This window comes from Pseudomonas sp. TH43 (assembly GCF_016650635.1).
In the GTDB taxonomy this organism is placed as follows: Bacteria; Pseudomonadota; Gammaproteobacteria; order Pseudomonadales; family Pseudomonadaceae; genus Aquipseudomonas.
Window position 1 is genome coordinate 406,157 of the sequence record NZ_JAEKFI010000004.1, and the last position, 17,424, is coordinate 423,580.

The following is a 17,424-nucleotide window of genomic DNA, read 5'->3' on the forward strand; positions in this document are numbered from 1 at the left end:
CGTTCGCTGAAACGCGAAAGGCCCCGAAGTGCGAACTTCGGGGCCTTTTTTTGCCTCATGGTTTTTTACCGATTTCAAAGCCCCCTTCGCGAGCAGGCTCGCTCCCACAGGAGATCGCGTTCCAAATGTGGGAGCGAGCCTGCTCGCGAAAGCGGCCTGCCCGCCATCCCATCAATATCAGGTGAACTCGAAATTATCCGCGTCGAGGTTTGCCGGGAAACGCTCGCGATAGGCCGCCAGCGGTGCAGCCTCCAGAACAGCCTTGAACACGCCGTCCGCCTCCCCCGCCGCGAGCAAGGTTTCACCCTGAAAATCCAGCACCTGGCTGTCGCCTGTGTAGGCAAAACCTTTGCCGTCGGTGCCGACACGATTCACCGCCGCCACGTAGCAAAGGTTTTCGATGGCGCGCGCCGGCAACAGCCGGTTCCAGTGCAAACGGCGGGCGCCGGGCCAGTTGGCGGTGTACAGCAACAGATCGGTGTCCTGCGCATCGCGACTCCACACCGGGAAGCGCAGGTCGTAGCAGATCAGTGGACGAATGCGCCAACCCTTGAGCTCGAACTGCACCTGACGTTCGCCGGGGGTGTAATGATTGTGTTCCCCGGCCATGCGAAACAAGTGGCGCTTGTCGTAATGCAACACTTCACCGTCCGGCCGCGCCCACAGCAAGCGATTGCGGTGGCTGCCGTCGGCGGCCTGGATGATCACGCTGCCGGTGATCACCGCATTGAGTTTCGCCGCCTGAACACGCAGCCATTTGCTGGTGGGGCCGTTTTCGGCCTCAGCAAGCGTTTCCGACTCCATGGAGAAACCGGTGGTGAACATCTCCGGCAGGATGATCAGATCCGCGCCGCGTGCCTGCTCCAACAGCATTTCAAAATGCTCGAAGTTAGCCTGGCGGTCATGCCAGGCCAGACTGGTCTGGATCAGCGCCAGGTTGAGATCGGGTAACGCACTCAAATCACGCATAGTTTTGCCGCCGCTTCTCGCAGCGTTTCCTCGCGTTTGGCGAAGCACAGACGCACCAGGCGCTGGCCTTCGGGTGGGTTCTGATAGAAGACAGACACGGGAATGCTCGCCACGCCGTGCTCGCGGGTCATCCACATGGCCATCTCGACGTCATTCAAGTCAGGACGAATCTGCGAGTAGTCGACCAATTGGAAATAGGTGCCGGTGACTCGACTGAAGGTGAATCGCGACGGCGTCAGCAGATCGCAGAACAGATCGCGCTTGGCCTGATAGAAACCCGGCAGCTCTTCAACGTGTTCGGGATGCTCGGCCATGTAATCAGCCAAAGCGTATTGCAGCGGGGTGACGCCGCAGAAACTCACGTACTGATGGACTTTGCGCAACTCGGCAGTCAGCGCCGGTGGTGCGACGACGTAGCCGGTCTTCCAGCCAGTGACGTGGTAGGTCTTGCCGAACGAGCTGACCACGAACGCACGTTGATACAGCTCTTCGTGGGCGAGCACGCTGACGTGGGGCACGCCGTCGAACACCAGGTGTTCGTAGACTTCGTCACTGATCAGGTAAATATCACGATCGCGGATAAGCGCTGCCAGTTGATCGAGTTCCGCACGACTGATCAGTGCGCCGCTCGGGTTGTGCGGGGTATTGATGACGATCATTTTCGTGCGCGGGCTCAGCGCCGCGGCGAGCTGCTCGAAATCGATGGAAAAGTCGTCCGGATTCAACTGCACATGCACACAACGACCGCCCGCCAACTCCGTCGCCGGTTCGTAGCTGTCGTAGCACGGATCGAACACGATGACTTCGTCGCCGCTGTGGATAACCGCCTGAATCGCACAGAAGATCGCCTGAGTCGCGCCCGGCGTGACCGTCACTTCGTTAACAGCATCGACGTTGACGCCGTAGCTGCGGGCGATCTTCGCGGCAATCTGCTGACGTAGCGCCGGCAAACCGGTCATTGGCGAATATTGGTTATGGCCGCTGGCAATATGCCGACCTACCGCGTCGCGCAGCGATTGCGGGCCGTCGAAATCAGGAAAACCCTGGGACAGGTTGATGGCTCCGGTCTGCGCCGCGAGCTGAGACATCTGCGTGAAAATAGTGATGCCGACATTCGGCAGCTTACTGGTGATCATCGGGGGTTCCCTGCTCAACACCCGGCTCTGACGACGGCTCGGGAGAGACCGAGAATAGCCCATACGGCGCCCATAAAAAAAGGGCGCCCACTGGCACCCTTCTCTCATTTGTACAACACCAGACCCTGTGGCGAGGGGATTGATCCCCGTTCTGCTGCGAAGCAGTCGCGAACCCTATGAATGCGGTTTGCCTGCTGCACCTTCGCCACGGGTTTTGGGGCCGCTACGCGACCCAACGGGGATAAATCCCCTCGCCACAAAAAGCGCGAAGAATCACTTCTTGTCGCGGCGCTTCTTGTCGGCTTTCTTGTGGTGCGACATCAAACGACGCTTCTTGTTGACCTGGCGGTCTGTCAGCGTGGTTTTTTTGCCTTCGAACGGGTTGTCGCCGCCCTTGAACTCGATGCGGATCGGCGTACCGACCAGCTTCAGCACACGGCGGTAAGTGTTCTCCAGATAGCGCACATACGACTTCGGCACTTTCTCGATCTGGTTACCGTGGATCACGATGATCGGCGGGTTCGCACCACCCAAGTGGGCGTAACGCAGCTTGATCCGGCGGTTGTTGACCATCGGAGGCGCGTGCTCGCCAACGGCGTCTTCGAGAATCTGGGTCAGACGGTTGGTCGGCCAGCGGGTGACCGCCGACTTGAACGAGTTCTGTACCGAGGCGTAGAGGTTGCCCACGCCAGTACCGTGCAGTGCCGAGATGAAGTGGATGTCGGCGTAATCAACGAAGAACAGACGACGCTGCAGCTCGACCTTCACGAAGTCGCGCTCGCTCGGCGTCATGCCGTCCCACTTGTTGATCGCGATGACCAGCGCACGGCCCGACTCGATGGCGAAGCCCAGCAGGTTGAGGTCGTGATCGACCACGCCTTCGCGGGCGTCCATCACGAAGATCACCACGTTGGCGTCTTTGATCGCCTGCAGGGTTTTGACCACGGAGAACTTTTCGACTTCTTCGTGGATCTTGCCGCGCTTGCGCACACCGGCGGTGTCGATCAGCGTGTACTTCTCTTCATTCCGTTCGAACGGGATGTAGATACTGTCGCGCGTGGTGCCCGGCTGGTCATAGACGATAACCCGGTCTTCACCGAGCATACGGTTGACCAGAGTCGACTTGCCGACGTTCGGACGGCCGATGATGGCAATCTTGATCCCGTCTTTTTCGCTTGGGCCAGGAATGCGCTTGGCTTCCTCGCCTTCAGCAACGATCTCTTCTTCGCCGTCTTCCGGCTCTTCTTCGTCTCGCGGGAATTCACCCAGAGCGATTTCCAGCATCTGTGTGATGCCACGGCCGTGAGCACCGGCGATCGGAATCGCGTGGCCCATGCCCAGCGGAGCGAATTCAGCGCGGGCCATTTCCGGGTCGATATTGTCGACCTTGTTGGCCACCACGTAGGAGCACTTGTTACGTTTGCGCAGGTGTTCGGCGATCATCTGGTCGGCGGCGGTGAAACCGGCCTTGGCATCTACCAGGAACAGCACAACATCTGCTTCTTCAATGGCCAGCAGCGACTGCTCGGCCATTTTTTCGTCCATACCGTGCTCGTCACCGGAGATACCACCGGTGTCGACCAGAATGTAGGAACGCCCTTGCCACTTGGCCTCACCGTACTGGCGATCACGGGTCAGACCGGACAAGTCGCCGACGATGGCGTCGCGAGTCCTGGTCAGGCGGTTGAACAAGGTGGACTTGCCGACGTTCGGTCGGCCCACCAGGGCGATTACGGGAACCATGCGGCTCTCCACTTCGTTATTTCAGAAAATACAAAAGCCGCTGCGAGGCAGCGGCTGGTGCTCGGGGCAACACTGTGGGAGTGAACAGGTTCACTTCCACAAGTGAAGCTGCCTGGGGTGTTATCCCCAAGCATAGTTGTTACTTGATGGTCAGGGCTTCCAGTTTGCCACTGTTGCCATATACATAAATCGTGTCACCCACCACCAGCGGACGGGCACGCAGGCCGTCGCTGTCGATGCGCTCACGGCCGACGAAACGACCGTCAACCTGACTCAGCAGGTGCAGATAACCTTCCAGGTCACCCACTGCAACATAGCTGGAGAACACTTCCGGAGCCGACAGTTGACGGCGAGCCAGCGAATCGTTGCTCCACAAGGCTGTGGTGGAACGTTCGTCGACGCCTTCAACGGTGCCCGAAGACAGGCTCACATAAACGCTGCCAAAACCCTGGGCAATACCGGCATAGCTCGACGCATCGCGCTGCCAGAGTTGACGACCGCTTTCCAGATCGAGTGCCGCTACGCGACCCTGATAGCTGGCAACGTACAGCGTACCGCCGGACAGCAGCAGACCGCCGTCGATGTCGACAACGCGCTCCAGTTCCGAACGACCCTGTGGAATCGCAATGCGTTGTTCCCAAACCGGCACGCCGTTGGAAATGTCCAGAGCGACTACTTTACCGGTCGACAGGCCAGCCACCGCAAGGCGGTTGGTGACCAGCGGAGCACTGGTGCCACGCAGGGTCAGAACGGCCGGGGTGCTGTCATACACCCAGCGCTGGCTACCGGTGGAGGCATCCAGACCGATCAGACGATCGTCCTGAGTCTGCACCACCACCACGTCGCCGTTGTTGGCCGGCGGCGCGAGGACTTCGCTGGTCACGCGAGCACGCCACTTCTCTTCACCGTTGACGGTGTCCAGAGCAACGACTTCGCCTTGCAGCGTGCCAACCAGAACCAGACCGTAACCTACGCCAACGGCGCCGGAGACAGGCAGTTCAAGATCTTTTTTCCACTTCACGTCGCCATTGCTGCGATCCATGGCCATCACGATGCCCGTGACGTCGGCAGCGTAGATGGTGTCACCGTCAACTGCCGGTACCAGCATGTTGTAGGTTTCGCCCTGACCGTCACCGATCGAACGACTCCACTGCTTGTGCAGAACCACTTCTTCTTTGAAGTCGGTCAGTTCGGCCGGTGGCAATTCTTTTTTGCTGTTGCTGCTGCAACCCGCGGCCAGAAGGGCCAGAGCCAGCAATGCTGCATGCTTCCAACGGATCACGTCACGCATCCCCTTTGGCCAGGTCGTCGAGCTTGATTTGAAGGCCACCGACCGCCGCTTCATCCGACAGTGCCGCCTTGGCTTTTTGATACGCCTTGTTCGCGTCATCGGTGCGGCCCAGCTGTACCAGCAGGTCGCCCTTGAGTTCTTCGCGAGTGGCCAGGAACGCTTTGTCGGCGTCGCCGTCGAGCAGTTTCAGGGCGTCATCGGCCTTGTTCTGCGCGCCGAGCACCTGCGCCAGACGCTGACGGGCGATTTCGCCCAGCGCCGGGTTGGCCGGTTTGTCGACAATGGCTTTGAGCTCGGTCGCGGCGTCATCCAGCTTGCCGCTATCGACAGCAACCTTGGCCACGAACAGACTGCCGTACTGCGCGTAGGCAGTACCGCCGAATTCGCTGTTGAGCTTGCCGGCCAGATCCGCAACGCGCGCCGCATCAGGCTTGCCGTCAGGCGTCAGCGTGGTTTCCAGCAGTTGCTGATAGAGCACCGAGGCGCCTTGCGACTGGTTGCTCTGGTATTTGTGATAAGCCTGCCAGCCGAACACGATAACCAGTGCCAACAGGCCGCCGGTGACCAGAGGTTTGCCGTTGCGTGTCCACCAGTCCTTCAAATCCGCCAACTGTTCGTCTTCGGTACTCGACACCCCAATACTCCTTAATCGCTAAATCGGCTGTTAAGACAGCTTCAACCCTGCACGACGCAGGTGGCCAGGTGAGCGGCGAGCGCATCCCAGGCAATGCTTTGTTGTTCGCCCTGGCCACGCAGGGGTTTGAAACCTACCACTTGCTGGGCCATTTCGTCGTCACCCAGGATCAGTGCGTACAACGCACCGCTCTTGTCGGCTTTCTTGAACTGGCTTTTGAAACTGCCGGCGCCGGCATTGACTTGCAGACGCAGGTTTGGAAGTTGATCACGAACACGCTCAGCCAGAGCCAGACCGGCCAGTTCGGCCTCTTCACCGAAGGCGCAGAGGTAGACGTCGACCTGACGGGAGATCTCTTCGGGGATCTGCTCGAGGGTTTCGAGCATCAGGACCAGACGCTCGATGCCCATGGCGAAACCGACACCGCTGGTCGGCTTGCCGCCCATCTGCTCGACCAGACCGTCGTAACGACCGCCCGCGCAGACAGTGCCCTGAGCACCGAGTTTGTCGGTGACCCATTCGAAAACGGTTTTGCTGTAGTAGTCGAGACCACGCACCAGCTTCGGGTTGAGCACGTAAGGAATGCCAACGGCATCCAGGCGCGATTTCAAACCTTCAAAGTGAGCGCGGGATTCGTCATCGAGGTAGTCAGCCATCTTCGGCGCATCGACCAGCACCGCTTGAGTGTCGGCATTTTTGGTGTCGAGCACGCGCAGCGGGTTGGTTTTCAGACGGCGCTGGCTGTCCTCGTCGAGTTTGTCGTGGTGCGCCGAGAGATACTCGACCAGCGCTTCACGATAACGACCACGGGACTCGCTGGTACCCAGGCTGTTCAGTTCGAGTTTGACCGCATCACGAATACCCAGCTCGCCCCACAGACGCCAGGTCATGATGATCAGCTCGGCATCGATGTCCGGACCGTCGAGGTTGAACACCTCCAGACCGATCTGGTGGAACTGGCGATAACGACCTTTCTGCGGACGCTCGTGACGGAACATCGGACCGATGTACCAGAGTTTCTGGACCTGGCCACCGCCGGTGATGCCATGTTCGAGCACAGCACGCACACACGCCGCAGTGCCTTCCGGACGCAAGGTCAGGGAGTCGCCGTTGCGGTCCTCGAAGGTGTACATTTCTTTTTCGACGATGTCGGTCACTTCGCCGATCGAGCGCTTGAACAGCTCGGTGAACTCGACGATCGGCATACGGATCTGCTTGTAACCGTAGTTATCCAGCAGACGCGCCACAGTGCTCTCGAAATAACGCCACAGCGGGGTCTGTTCGGGCAGGATGTCATTCATGCCACGAATGGCTTGCAGAGACTTGCTCACTTTAAATCCTTAAATTCGTTCGGCGCTTCAGTCAGGCTCAGCCGCGCGCAATTACGGCAGCGTCAGCTTCGACCTTTTCGGCCGCTTTCTGGCGGATCAGCCTTTCGAGCTCGTCCACCAGATTGTCATTCGTCAGTTTCTGCGACGGCTTGCCGTCGATGTAAATCAGGTTTGGCGTACCGCCGGTCAAGCCGATATGGGCTTCCTTGGCTTCGCCGGGGCCGTTGACCACACAACCGATCACCGCGACATCCAGCGGCACCAGCAGGTCTTCAAGGCGCCCTTCCAGCTCGTTCATGGTTTTCACCACATCGAAGTTCTGCCGCGAGCAGCTCGGGCAGGCGATGAAGTTGATGCCACGGGAACGCAGATGCAAAGACTTGAGAATGTCGTAACCGACCTTCACTTCCTCGACCGGGTCGGCCGCCAGCGAGATGCGGATAGTATCGCCAATCCCTTCGGCGAGCAGCATACCTAGGCCCACGGCGGATTTCACCGTGCCCGAACGCAATCCACCCGCTTCGGTGATGCCCAGGTGCAGCGGCTGGACGATTTCTTTCGCCAGCAAGCGGTAGGCTTCGACGGCCATGAACACGTCGGAGGCTTTCACGCTGACCTTGAAGTCCTGAAAATTCAGGCGTTCAAGATGCTCAACGTGACGCAAAGCGGATTCGACCAGTGCGGCCGGGGTCGGCTCGCCGTATTTCTTTTGCAGGTCTTTTTCCAGCGAGCCGGCGTTGACGCCGATGCGGATCGGGATCCCGCGGTCACGGGCAGCATCGACCACGGCGCGCACGCGGTCTTCACGACCGATGTTGCCCGGGTTGATGCGCAGGCAGTCCACGCCCAGTTCGGCCACGCGCAAAGCGATCTTGTAGTCGAAATGGATGTCGGCAACCAAAGGCACCTTGACCAGTTGCTTGATCTTGCCAAACGCCTCGGCGGCGTCCATGTCCGGTACAGAAACGCGGACGATGTCGACGCCAGCGGCTTCCAGACGATTGATTTGCGCAACAGTGGCGGCAACGTCATTGGTGTCGCTGTTGGTCATGCTCTGCACAGCGATCGGCGCATCGCCGCCCACCGGTACGTTGCCGACCCAGATCTTGCGCGAAACGCGACGTTTGATTGGAGATTCGCCGTGCATGACTTATTGACCCAACTTCAGGCGAGCAGTCTCGCCACTGGTGAACGGAGCGACATCGACCGGTTGGCCGTTGTAGCTGACCTGCGCGCCACGGGCGTAGCCCAGACGCACGGCAAATGGTGGCTTGCCGGCAACAGACAGGCTGTCGCCCTTGCGCTTGAGGCCACTGAACAACACTTTACCGCTGCCGTCGCTGACTTGTGTCCAGCAATCGGCAACGAACTGCACCGACACCTGACCTTGACCGGCGACCGGCGCAACCGGTGCAGCAGCCGCTGCGGAAACAGCCGGTGCCACTGGCGCCGTGACCGTCGCTGCCGGTGTGCTCGGAACGGTCGGGGCCGGAGTAGCTGGTGTGGCAACCACGGACGCAGGCGTATGAACCGGCGCAACCGCAGTGGCTGCCGGAGCGACAGGTGCTGCTGGCTCGGTGGCCGGAGCAGCGCCCTCGGCACCGGTCGATTCAGCGCTGGTTTCGGACTGAGGCAATGCCAGTGCAGTCGAACCCTGGGTCTGACCTTCGGCGACCGCCTGATCTTCAGGCTCATCAATCGGGTGAATCTGAGTGGTACCGTCAGCGCCTTCGACTTCAACGTGCTCAGGTGCCAAAGAAGCCAGATCCTTGGTCCGCAGCGACGTCTGATCCTGCCACCAGACGAAACCGCCGCCGATGACCGCGATCAGCAACAGCAGGCTGACAATACGCAAAATGGTATGGGAAACCCGCACAGGCTCTTCGATACGACCCAAGGCGTGAACGTTGCTGCCCTGGGAATCGGTGCCGGTGGACTGGTCGAATTGCTGAACCAGAACCGTCTGGTCCATGCCGAGCAATTTGGCATAGGCGCGAATGTAACCGCGAGCGAAGGTATGCCCCGGCAGCTTGTCGAAAGCGCCGGCTTCAAGATTGCTCAGGGAAGTCACGGTGAGGTTGAGCTTGAGGGCCACTTCGGCCAGCGACCAGCCATTGCTTTCGCGGGCCTGGCGCAAGGTCTCACCGGGGTTAACGCGATTCGCTGCTACAACTTCGGGATGCGCCGCTTTCATCATTGCTCCGACAGGTATTGCTGATATTCCGGCGTACCGGGATAGAGTCGTTTTAATTGCAGGCCATAACTGGCGGCCTTGTCGCGATCTTCAAACACTTTTGCCAGCCGAACGCCGAGCAATAGACTACGTGCATTTTGTTCGGTCAGCAGGCTGAATCGGTCGTAATAGTCACGTGCGGGCACATAATGCCTGTCTTCGAAGGACAACTCAGCCATTTCCAGCAACGCGCGCGGTTGTTGACGGTTCAAACGCAGTGCTTTTTCCAGCTGCTGCTGCGCCAGATCACGCTGACCAAGCTTCGCCGCCGTCATGCCAAGGTTCTCGAACACACGCGAACGCTCAGGATACAGGGTATCGGCCGCGGCCTGTTCAAAACGCTCGTAGGCTTCCTTGTAACGCTGTTCTTCGTAGAGAAAACTGCCGTAATTGTTGAGCGTGCGGGCATCGCCGGGACGGGAGGACAAAGCCTTGCGGAAATGCTCGTCAGCCAGTGCAGGCTCCATTTCGGCCTGAAACACCAGCCCGAGCGCAGCGTTGGCGTCAGGATCCGAGCTGTCCAGCTCCAGCGCTTTCTTCAGCGGCACCTTGGCCCGCTCGGTCATGCCCTGCTGCAAGTACCCCAGCCCCAGCTGCACGTAGGCAGCCCGCGCTTCATCGCGGCCCTTGCTGGTCTTCATCGGGTTGTAGTCACCCGACAGGACACAACCAGCACACAGGCTGGCCAACAGCAACAGCAGCGCAAAGCGCAGGGACATAGAGATCCTCTCTTAGTTAGTGTTCGCGGCGTTCTGTGCCAGATCGCTATCGGCGCTCAACTCACGCACGGCGATGTAACGTTCGCTGCGACGGGTGCGATCCAGCACCTGCCCTACCAATTGACCACATGCGGCGTCGATGTCTTCACCACGGGTGGTGCGGACAGTGACGTTGAAACCGGCCTGATGCAACTGATCCTGGAAACGACGGATCGCGTTGTTGCTCGGACGCTCGTACCCGGAGTGCGGGAACGGGTTGAACGGAATCAGGTTGATCTTGCACGGAATGTTCTTCAGCAGCTCGACCATCTCGACGGCGTGTTCAACCTTGTCGTTGATGTCTTTGAGCAAGGTGTACTCGATGGTCAGCACACGCTTTTCGCCCAGGGACGACATGTAGCGCTGGCACGACTCGAGCAGCATCTTAAGCGGATATTTCTTGTTGATCGGCACCAATTGGTTACGCAATGCGTCATTCGGTGCGTGCAGCGACAACGCCAGGGAAACGTCGATGTGCTTGGCCAGCTCATCGATCATCGGCACCACGCCCGAAGTGGACAGGGTCACGCGGCGCTTGGAGATCCCGTAGCCGAGGTCATCCATCATCAGATGCATGGCGGCGACGACGTTGTCGAAGTTCAGCAGCGGCTCACCCATGCCCATCATCACCACGTTGGTGATGGCACGGTCGACGGTTGCCGGGACGCTGCCGAAAGATTTGTTGGCAATCCACACCTGGCCGATGACTTCGGCGGCGGTGAGGTTGCTATTGAAGCCTTGCTTGCCGGTGGAGCAGAAACTGCAATCCAGGGCACAGCCTGCCTGGGACGAAACGCACAGAGTGCCGCGTTTGCCCTGGGGAATGTACACGGTCTCGACGCAGCTGCCGGACGCCACGCGCACCACCCACTTACGGGTGCCGTCGGTGGAGATGTCCTCGCTGACCACTTCCGGACCACGGACTTCAGCAATAACCTTGAGCTTGTCGCGCAAGGCCTTGCTGACGTTCGTCATGGCGTCGAAATCATCGACACCAAAGTGGTGAATCCATTTCATTACCTGACCGGCACGGAAACGCTTCTCCCCGATTGAGTCGAAGAATTTTTCCATTTCCTGTTGAGTCAGACCCAGCAGGTTGGTTTTTACAGTCGATGTAGTCATGGATTCACCTTCACTCTTAAGCCAATGCTTAGCGAGTGGTTACTTCAGTAGCTGCGAAGAAGTACGAGATTTCACGAGCAGCTGCGGCTTCGGAGTCCGAACCGTGAACAGCGTTGGCGTCGATGGAATCAGCGAAGTCAGCGCGGATGGTGCCGGCAGCAGCTTCTTTAGGGTTGGTAGCGCCCATCAGCTCACGGTTCAGAGCGATAGCGTTTTCGCCTTCCAGAACCTGAACAACAACAGGACCGGAGATCATGAAAGCAACCAGGTCGCCGAAGAAACCACGAGCGCTGTGCTCAGCGTAGAAGCCTTCAGCTTCAGCTTTGGACAGTTGCTTCAGTTTCGAAGCTACAACGCGCAGGCCTGCTTTTTCGAAACGAGTGGTGATCTCGCCGATGACGTTTTTTGCAACAGCGTCAGGCTTGATGATGGAGAAAGTACGTTGAACAGCCATGGTGTAACTCCAGAAACGGTAATTTGCGAAAAATTAAACCCGCGAATTATACGCGGGTTCTTGGGTATTGCCTAACCTGCGAGACGATCAGTCCAATTCTTTGGCCCAAAGCTCCTGAACCGCTTCCAGCACCTTCTCGCCGACACGGCCAGAAGTGCTATCAAACTCGGGCAGATCCTGGATCATCTCTTTCAGACGGACAAAACCTACAGAATACGGGTCGACACCGGCATGGGCCTCGGCCAGTTCTTCTGCAATACGTTGAACATCATTCCAACCGTAGCTCATGACAGTCTTACCAGTCAGTGCGGCGCTTCAGCCGCATGGTTAAGCGAATATTTCGGAATTTCGACGGTGATGTCTTCTTCGCCAACGATGGCCTGGCAAGCCAGACGCGATTGCGCCTCCAGACCCCAGGCACGATCGAGGAAGTCTTCTTCCAGCTCGTCGGCCTCTTCCATCGAGTCGAAACCCTCGCGGATGATGCAGTGGCAGGTGGTGCAAGCACACACGCCGCCACAGGCGCTTTCCATCTCGATGTGGTGTTCGTGGGCCAGTTCGAGAATCGATGTGCCGGGCGCAGCCTCGACCACCATGCCTTCAGGGCAGAACTTCTCGTGGGGCAGAAAAATGACCTGCGGCATCAGATATCCTCGATTTCATTCAGATTGCGCCCCGACAGAGCGGCTTTCACCGTCAGATCCATGCGGCGGGCAGCAAAAGCATCGGTCACTTGCGACAGACGCTTGGTCTGCTGCTCGATGGCGTAACCATCAGTACCTTTCATCAGTTCGGCCAGTTCCTGCAATTGCAGGTCGATGACCATGCGCTCTTCGGCGTCGAGCAAACGCTCGCCATCAACCTCCAGAGCGCCCTGCACCGCCTCGATCAGGCGCTGCGCATCGACTTGCTGCTCGCGCAGAACGCGGGCAACCTTGTCGTCGTTGGCGTGCTGGAACGAATCTTTCAGCATCTTGGCGATTTCGCCGTCGGTCAAACCGTAGGACGGCTTGACCTGAATGCTCGCTTCAACGCCCGAGCCCAGTTCACGGGCGGAAACGCTGAGCAGACCGTCGGCATCGACCTGGAAGGTCACGCGAATTTTCGCCGCGCCCGCCACCATCGCCGGGATGCCGCGCAATTCGAAGCGTGCCAGCGAGCGGCAGTCACTGATCAATTCACGCTCGCCTTGCAGCACGTGAATCGCCATGGCCGACTGGCCGTCTTTATACGTAGTGAAATCTTGTGCACGAGCGACGGGGATGGTGGTGTTGCGTGGAATCACCTTCTCCATCAGGCCGCCCATGGTTTCCAGCCCCAAAGACAGCGGAATGACGTCGAGCAACAGCAATTCGCCGCCATCGCGCTTGTTGCCAGCCAGCGTATCGGCCTGGATCGCAGCGCCGATGGCCACCACTTGATCCGGATCGATTTCGGTCAAAGGCTGACGACCGAAGGCTTCAGCAACAGCTTCGCGAACACGCGGCACACGGGTCGAACCACCGACCATGACCACAGCGTGCACGTCGTCCAGCTCAATGCCGGAATCGCGCACGGCGCGGCGGCAGGCTTTCAGGCTGCGGGCAACCATTGGCTCGATCAGCGCATCGAAGGCTTCACGCGTCAGCGGCGCTTTCCAGTCGCCGTAAGCCACTTCAACACTGGCCGCGTCGGTCAGGGCTTCTTTGGCCGCGCAAGCGGTTTGCAGCAGATTGCGTTGTGCGCCCGGATCGAGATCGGCGGACAGGCCCGCGCTCTCGATGATCCAGCCGGCAATCGCGTGATCGAAGTCGTCGCCGCCCAGCGCGCTGTCGCCGCCAGTAGCCAAGACTTCGAAAACGCCGCCAGTCAGACGCAGAATGGAAATATCGAAGGTGCCGCCGCCCAGGTCATAAATCGCGACCAAGCCTTCAGCATGTTGATCCAGACCATATGCCACAGCGGCAGCAGTCGGCTCATTGAGCAAGCGCAGCACATTCAGACCGGCGAGCTTCGCCGCATCCTTGGTGGCCTGACGCTGAGCATCATCGAAATACGCCGGAACGGTGATTACCGCGCCAACCAATTCGCCACCGAGGGTCGCTTCAGCGCGCTGACGCAGCACTTTGAGGATATCGGCGGAGACCTCGACCGGGCTCTTCGGGCCCTGCACAGTGTCGATGAACGGCATGTGCGATTCGCCACCGACAAAGCGGTATGGCAGTTGCTCGCCCAATTGCTTGACGTCGGACAGACCACGACCCATCAAGCGCTTGACCGACAGCACAGTGTTCAAAGGATCGGAGGCGGCGGCCAGCTTGGCCGATTCGCCGACTTCGACGCGATCGGCGTGGTAACGCACGGCGGACGGCAGGATAACCTGCCCGTCAGCGTCGGCCAGCGGCTCGGAAAGACCACTGCGCAACGCAGCGACCAGCGAATTGGTAGTGCCCAAGTCGATCCCCACAGCCAGACGACGCTGGTGCGGTTGAGGACTTTGGCCGGGTTCGGCGATCTGCAGTAGGGCCATCGTGATCAGGACTTATCTGTATATCAGGCGTGCGACCGGAGCGGCACTGGGTTAATCGTCGAGGCGCTCTTCTAACTGGCGCACTTCGTAGGTGAGCTTGTCGAGGAACTGCATGCGCCGCATCAGGCGTTCGGCCTGTTCGCGTTGCGCTGCATCATCCCAACAGGCTGCGAAGCTTTCGTTGAGTTCTTCCTGGGCCACTTTCAGGCGCCGCTTGAATAACGCGACACCGTCGAGATCGGCGCTGTCCTGGAGGTCTTCGAGCTCTTCGCGCCATTGCATCTGCTGCAAAAGAAACTCGGGGTCATGGACCGTGACCTCCATCGGCACTTCATGCCCGCTGATATTCAGCAGGTAGCGTGCACGCTGGGGCGGGCTCTTGAGCGTCTGGTAGGCGTCGTTCAGCCGGGCAGACTGCTCAAGCGCCGACCGCTGCTCGCGCTCGGAAGCGTCAGCAAAACGGTCAGGATGAACGCCGCGCGCCAACTCACGATAGCGCGTGGCCAACTGCTCGAGATCCAGACGGAAGCTCGGTTGCAGCTCGAATAAAGCGAAATGACAAGGAATACCCACGACAAGCCTCAGATATTGAAGCTTTCGCCGCAGCCACATTCACCGCGTACGTTGGGGTTGTTGAACTTGAAGCCTTCGTTCAACCCTTCCTTGACGAAATCGAGCTCGGTGCCGTCCAGGTAGGCCAGGCTTTTCGGGTCGATAATCACTTTTTCGCCGTGACTTTCGAACACCTGATCCTCTGCAACCACCTCGTCGACAAACTCCAGCACGTAGGCAAGGCCGGAACAGCCTGTGGTGCGAACACCCAGACGAATCCCTTCACCTTTGCCGCGCCCGTTGAGGGAGCGTCGCACGTGTTGAGCAGCCGCTTGTGTCATGCTGATAGCCATCGGTGACTCCTTACTCGTCGCCAAATCCAGAAAGTCAGATCAAGCCTTTCTTCTGCTTGTAATCGCGAACAGCCGCTTTGATAGCGTCTTCAGCCAGTACCGAGCAGTGAATTTTCACTGGTGGCAGGGCCAATTCTTCGGCCAACTGAGTGTTCTTGATGGTTTCTGCTTCGTCCAGGGTCTTGCCCTTCATCCACTCAGTGGCGAGGGAGCTGGAAGCGATAGCCGAACCGCAGCCGTAGGTCTTGAATTTGGCATCTTCGATGATGCCGGCTTCGTTGACCTTGATTTGCAGACGCATTACGTCGCCGCATGCCGGAGCGCCGACCATGCCGGTGCCGACATCAGGATCTTCCGCGTTCATCTTGCCGACGTTGCGCGGGTTTTCGTAGTGGTCGATGACCTTTTCGCTGTAAGCCATGATTCTTAATCCTCACTCATCAGAGAGTCGCTCTTAAAGCCCTGCAACCTTGGTTTACAGGGCCGGTTCGCGGCGACTTGAAATCAGTGTGCCGCCCACTCGATTTTCGAAATGTCGACACCGTCTTTGTACATGTCCCACAGCGGCGACAGAGCGCGCAGCTTGGTAACGGCCTCGCAGACTTTCTGCGCGGCGTAGTCGATTTCTTCTTCGGTGGTGAAACGGCCGAAGGTGAAGCGGATCGAGCTGTGTGCCAGTTCGTCGTTGCGGCCCAGGGCGCGCAGTACGTACGAAGGCTCCAGCGACGCCGAGGTGCACGCCGAACCGGACGATACCGCCAGATCCTTGAGCGCCATGATCAGCGACTCGCCTTCAACGTAGTTGAAGCTCAGGTTCAGGTTGTGCGGAACGCGGGCGGTCAGGCTGCCGTTGACGTACAGCTCTTCGAGGTGCTCGACCTGCTTGTAGAAGCGGTCGCTCAACGCTTTGATACGGACGTTTTCAGCAGCCATGTCTTCTTTGGCTACGCGGAACGCTTCACCCATGCCGACGATCTGGTGGGTCGCCAGGGTACCGGAACGCATGCCACGCTCGTGACCGCCGCCGTGCATGGTCGCTTCGATGCGCACACGCGGCTTGCGGCTGACGTACAGCGCGCCGATGCCTTTAGGGCCGTAGGTTTTGTGTGCAGAGAACGACATCATGTCGACTTTCAGCTTCTGCAGGTCGATCTCGACCTTGCCAGTAGACTGAGCGGCGTCGACGTGGAACAGAATGCCCTTGGAGCGGAGCAGTTCGCCGATAGCGGCGATGTCGTTGACGGTGCCGATTTCGTTGTTCACGTGCATCACGGAGACCAGGATGGTGTCTTCGCGCAGTGCAGCTTCAATCATCGCCGGGGTGATCAGACCGTCGGTCTGAGGATCGAGGTAAGTCACCTCGAAACCTTCACGCTCCAGTTGGCGCATGGTGTCGAGGACAGCCTTGTGCTCGATCTTGGAGGTGATCAGGTGCTTGCCCTTGGAGGCGTAGAAATGTGCCGCACCCTTGATTGCCAGGTTGTCGGACTCGGTAGCGCCGGATGTCCAGACGATTTCACGCGGATCGGCGTTGACCAGATCGGCCACCTGACGACGGGCGTTTTCGACGGACTCTTCAGCTTTCCATCCGAACACGTGGGAACGGGACGCCGGGTTACCGAAGTTTCCGTCGACCAGCAGGCATTCACTCATTTTTTGCGCAACGCGCGGATCAACCGGTGTGGTTGCAGAGTAATCAAGGTAAATCGGCAATTTCATGGACTATCTCCTAAATCAGGGCTGGCGTGCCGCTAGCTCTTCGGCTGTCATTCGACGGCGGACGCTTCAATCTTGTCCAGGCGTGGCGCCTTGCTGTTGCAACGGCGCTGGTCCTGACGCTGGGCTACTTCTTGCACCTCACGGCGAGTCACAAGATCAGCCAAGCTGATACCGCTTAGAAATTCGTGAATCTGCAGGCTCAAGTCGCACCACAGATGATGGGTCAGGCAGGTGTCGCCGGAATGGCAATCGCCCTGGCCCTGGCACTTGGTCGCATCGACCGATTCGTTCACCGCATCGATCACCTGGGCGACCTGGATGCCCTGCATGTCGCGGGACAGCTGGTAGCCGCCACCAGGACCGCGAACACTGGAAACCAGGTTGCTGCGGCGCAGCTTGGCGAAAAGCTGTTCGAGGTAGGACAGGGAGATGCCTTGGCGCTCGGAGATATCGGCCAGGGACACGGGCCCGTGCTGCGCGTGCAACGCCAGGTCAAGCATGGCGGTCACGGCGTATCGGCCTTTTGTAGTCAGTCGCATGGACAGTTACCACGGAGTTCAGAATGGGCGGGAGTATGCAATTCCCGAGCATTTAAGTCAACTATAAGACCTAGTGCTTTA

General features: G+C 59.1%; 19 protein-coding genes. All 19 read right to left on the reverse strand.

The genetic code is table 11. The features are described 5' to 3' along the window. Positions 1 to 177 precede the first annotated feature (177 nt). Positions 178 to 969, reverse strand: coding sequence for an amidohydrolase (locus JFT81_RS18100; protein WP_201228393.1), 792 nt, complete (start codon positions 967 to 969; stop codon positions 178 to 180). After that, a complete protein-coding gene (locus JFT81_RS18105; RefSeq protein WP_201228394.1) occupies positions 957 to 2,105 on the reverse strand; it encodes a pyridoxal phosphate-dependent aminotransferase in 1,149 nt (382 codons plus the stop codon). Before JFT81_RS18105 ends, JFT81_RS18100 begins: the two co-directional genes overlap by 13 nt. 273 nt (positions 2,106 to 2,378) lie before the next feature. Next, entirely contained in the window at positions 2,379 to 3,848 is a 1,470-nt protein-coding gene (der, locus tag JFT81_RS18110) for a ribosome biogenesis GTPase Der (RefSeq protein WP_201228395.1), read from the reverse strand. Between the two features lie 139 nt (positions 3,849 to 3,987). Continuing rightward, the gene (gene bamB / locus JFT81_RS18115; protein ID WP_201228396.1) at positions 3,988 to 5,139 is read right to left on the reverse strand and encodes an outer membrane protein assembly factor BamB; all 1,152 of its coding nucleotides are present in this window, start codon (positions 5,137 to 5,139) and stop codon (positions 3,988 to 3,990) included. After that, positions 5,132 to 5,773, reverse strand: coding sequence for a tetratricopeptide repeat protein (locus JFT81_RS18120; RefSeq protein WP_201228397.1), 642 nt, complete (start codon positions 5,771 to 5,773; stop codon positions 5,132 to 5,134). Before JFT81_RS18120 ends, bamB begins: the two co-directional genes overlap by 8 nt. A gap of 41 nt (positions 5,774 to 5,814) precedes the next feature. Beyond that, entirely contained in the window at positions 5,815 to 7,104 is a 1,290-nt protein-coding gene (gene hisS, locus JFT81_RS18125; protein WP_201148416.1) for a histidine--tRNA ligase, read from the reverse strand. Positions 7,105 to 7,141: 37 nt separating this feature from the next. Beyond that, positions 7,142 to 8,251, reverse strand: a complete 1,110-nt coding sequence (ispG, locus tag JFT81_RS18130) for a flavodoxin-dependent (E)-4-hydroxy-3-methylbut-2-enyl-diphosphate synthase (protein WP_201148415.1) — start codon at positions 8,249 to 8,251, stop codon at positions 7,142 to 7,144. 3 nt (positions 8,252 to 8,254) lie between these two features. Continuing rightward, positions 8,255 to 9,298 (reverse strand): RodZ family helix-turn-helix domain-containing protein, encoded by a 1,044-nt coding sequence (locus tag JFT81_RS18135; protein ID WP_201228398.1) that lies wholly within the window; start codon positions 9,296 to 9,298, stop codon positions 8,255 to 8,257. After that, positions 9,298 to 10,056 (reverse strand): type IV pilus biogenesis/stability protein PilW, encoded by a 759-nt coding sequence (gene pilW / locus JFT81_RS18140; protein WP_201148413.1) that lies wholly within the window; start codon positions 10,054 to 10,056, stop codon positions 9,298 to 9,300. The genes JFT81_RS18135 and pilW overlap by 1 nt, the downstream gene beginning before the upstream one ends. A gap of 12 nt (positions 10,057 to 10,068) precedes the next feature. After that, positions 10,069 to 11,217: a 23S rRNA (adenine(2503)-C(2))-methyltransferase RlmN gene (rlmN, locus tag JFT81_RS18145; protein ID WP_158835925.1), complete on the reverse strand. Its 1,149-nt coding sequence runs from the start codon at positions 11,215 to 11,217 to the stop codon at positions 10,069 to 10,071. A 28-nt stretch (positions 11,218 to 11,245) separates the two neighbouring features. Further along, positions 11,246 to 11,671, reverse strand: a complete 426-nt coding sequence (gene ndk / locus JFT81_RS18150; RefSeq protein ID WP_007916882.1) for a nucleoside-diphosphate kinase — start codon at positions 11,669 to 11,671, stop codon at positions 11,246 to 11,248. A gap of 87 nt (positions 11,672 to 11,758) precedes the next feature. Next, complete coding sequence (gene iscX, locus JFT81_RS18155) at positions 11,759 to 11,959, reverse strand: Fe-S cluster assembly protein IscX (RefSeq protein ID WP_201228399.1); 201 nt, start codon at positions 11,957 to 11,959, stop codon at positions 11,759 to 11,761. Between the two features lie 14 nt (positions 11,960 to 11,973). Next, positions 11,974 to 12,315: an ISC system 2Fe-2S type ferredoxin gene (gene fdx / locus JFT81_RS18160; RefSeq protein WP_007916885.1), complete on the reverse strand. Its 342-nt coding sequence runs from the start codon at positions 12,313 to 12,315 to the stop codon at positions 11,974 to 11,976. Beyond that, the gene (hscA, locus tag JFT81_RS18165; RefSeq protein WP_201228400.1) at positions 12,315 to 14,180 is read right to left on the reverse strand and encodes a Fe-S protein assembly chaperone HscA; all 1,866 of its coding nucleotides are present in this window, start codon (positions 14,178 to 14,180) and stop codon (positions 12,315 to 12,317) included. Before hscA ends, fdx begins: the two co-directional genes overlap by 1 nt. A 51-nt stretch (positions 14,181 to 14,231) precedes the next feature. Beyond that, complete coding sequence (gene hscB, locus JFT81_RS18170) at positions 14,232 to 14,753, reverse strand: co-chaperone HscB (protein ID WP_201148408.1); 522 nt, start codon at positions 14,751 to 14,753, stop codon at positions 14,232 to 14,234. 8 nt (positions 14,754 to 14,761) lie between these two features. Continuing rightward, positions 14,762 to 15,085 carry an iron-sulfur cluster assembly protein IscA gene (iscA, locus tag JFT81_RS18175; RefSeq protein WP_201228401.1) on the reverse strand — a complete coding sequence of 108 codons (324 nt, stop codon included), beginning with the start codon at positions 15,083 to 15,085 and terminating at the stop codon, positions 14,762 to 14,764. 34 nt (positions 15,086 to 15,119) lie between these two features. Then, a complete protein-coding gene (iscU, locus tag JFT81_RS18180) occupies positions 15,120 to 15,506 on the reverse strand; it encodes a Fe-S cluster assembly scaffold IscU (protein ID WP_046820395.1) in 387 nt (128 codons plus the stop codon). 83 nt (positions 15,507 to 15,589) lie between these two features. Next, the gene (locus JFT81_RS18185; RefSeq protein ID WP_201148407.1) at positions 15,590 to 16,804 is read right to left on the reverse strand and encodes an IscS subfamily cysteine desulfurase; all 1,215 of its coding nucleotides are present in this window, start codon (positions 16,802 to 16,804) and stop codon (positions 15,590 to 15,592) included. A gap of 47 nt (positions 16,805 to 16,851) precedes the next feature. Beyond that, positions 16,852 to 17,343: a Fe-S cluster assembly transcriptional regulator IscR gene (iscR, locus tag JFT81_RS18190; RefSeq protein WP_003227911.1), complete on the reverse strand. Its 492-nt coding sequence runs from the start codon at positions 17,341 to 17,343 to the stop codon at positions 16,852 to 16,854. Positions 17,344 to 17,424 lie beyond the last annotated feature (81 nt).

Excerpts from the sequence above, each read along its gene's own strand:
- JFT81_RS18100 (WP_201228393.1), bottom strand. The coding sequence starts at position 969 with ATGCGTGATTTGAGTGCGTTACCCGATCTCAACCTGGCGCTGATCCAG.
- JFT81_RS18105 (WP_201228394.1), bottom strand. The coding sequence starts at position 2,105 with ATGATCACCAGTAAGCTGCCGAATGTCGGCATCACTATTTTCACGCAG.
- der (WP_201228395.1), bottom strand. The coding sequence starts at position 3,848 with ATGGTTCCCGTAATCGCCCTGGTGGGCCGACCGAACGTCGGCAAGTCC.
- bamB (WP_201228396.1), bottom strand. The coding sequence starts at position 5,139 with ATGCGTGACGTGATCCGTTGGAAGCATGCAGCATTGCTGGCTCTGGCC.
- ispG (WP_201148415.1), bottom strand. The coding sequence starts at position 8,251 with ATGCACGGCGAATCTCCAATCAAACGTCGCGTTTCGCGCAAGATCTGG.
- JFT81_RS18135 (WP_201228398.1), bottom strand. The coding sequence starts at position 9,298 with ATGAAAGCGGCGCATCCCGAAGTTGTAGCAGCGAATCGCGTTAACCCC.
- pilW (WP_201148413.1), bottom strand. The coding sequence starts at position 10,056 with ATGTCCCTGCGCTTTGCGCTGCTGTTGCTGTTGGCCAGCCTGTGTGCT.
- rlmN (WP_158835925.1), bottom strand. The coding sequence starts at position 11,217 with ATGACTACATCGACTGTAAAAACCAACCTGCTGGGTCTGACTCAACAG.
- ndk (WP_007916882.1), bottom strand. The coding sequence starts at position 11,671 with ATGGCTGTTCAACGTACTTTCTCCATCATCAAGCCTGACGCTGTTGCA.
- iscX (WP_201228399.1), bottom strand. The coding sequence starts at position 11,959 with ATGAGCTACGGTTGGAATGATGTTCAACGTATTGCAGAAGAACTGGCC.
- fdx (WP_007916885.1), bottom strand. The coding sequence starts at position 12,315 with ATGCCGCAGGTCATTTTTCTGCCCCACGAGAAGTTCTGCCCTGAAGGC.
- hscA (WP_201228400.1), bottom strand. The coding sequence starts at position 14,180 with ATGGCCCTACTGCAGATCGCCGAACCCGGCCAAAGTCCTCAACCGCAC.
- iscA (WP_201228401.1), bottom strand. The coding sequence starts at position 15,085 with ATGGCTATCAGCATGACACAAGCGGCTGCTCAACACGTGCGACGCTCC.
- iscU (WP_046820395.1), bottom strand. The coding sequence starts at position 15,506 with ATGGCTTACAGCGAAAAGGTCATCGACCACTACGAAAACCCGCGCAAC.
- JFT81_RS18185 (WP_201148407.1), bottom strand. The coding sequence starts at position 16,804 with ATGAAATTGCCGATTTACCTTGATTACTCTGCAACCACACCGGTTGAT.
- iscR (WP_003227911.1), bottom strand. The coding sequence starts at position 17,343 with ATGCGACTGACTACAAAAGGCCGATACGCCGTGACCGCCATGCTTGAC.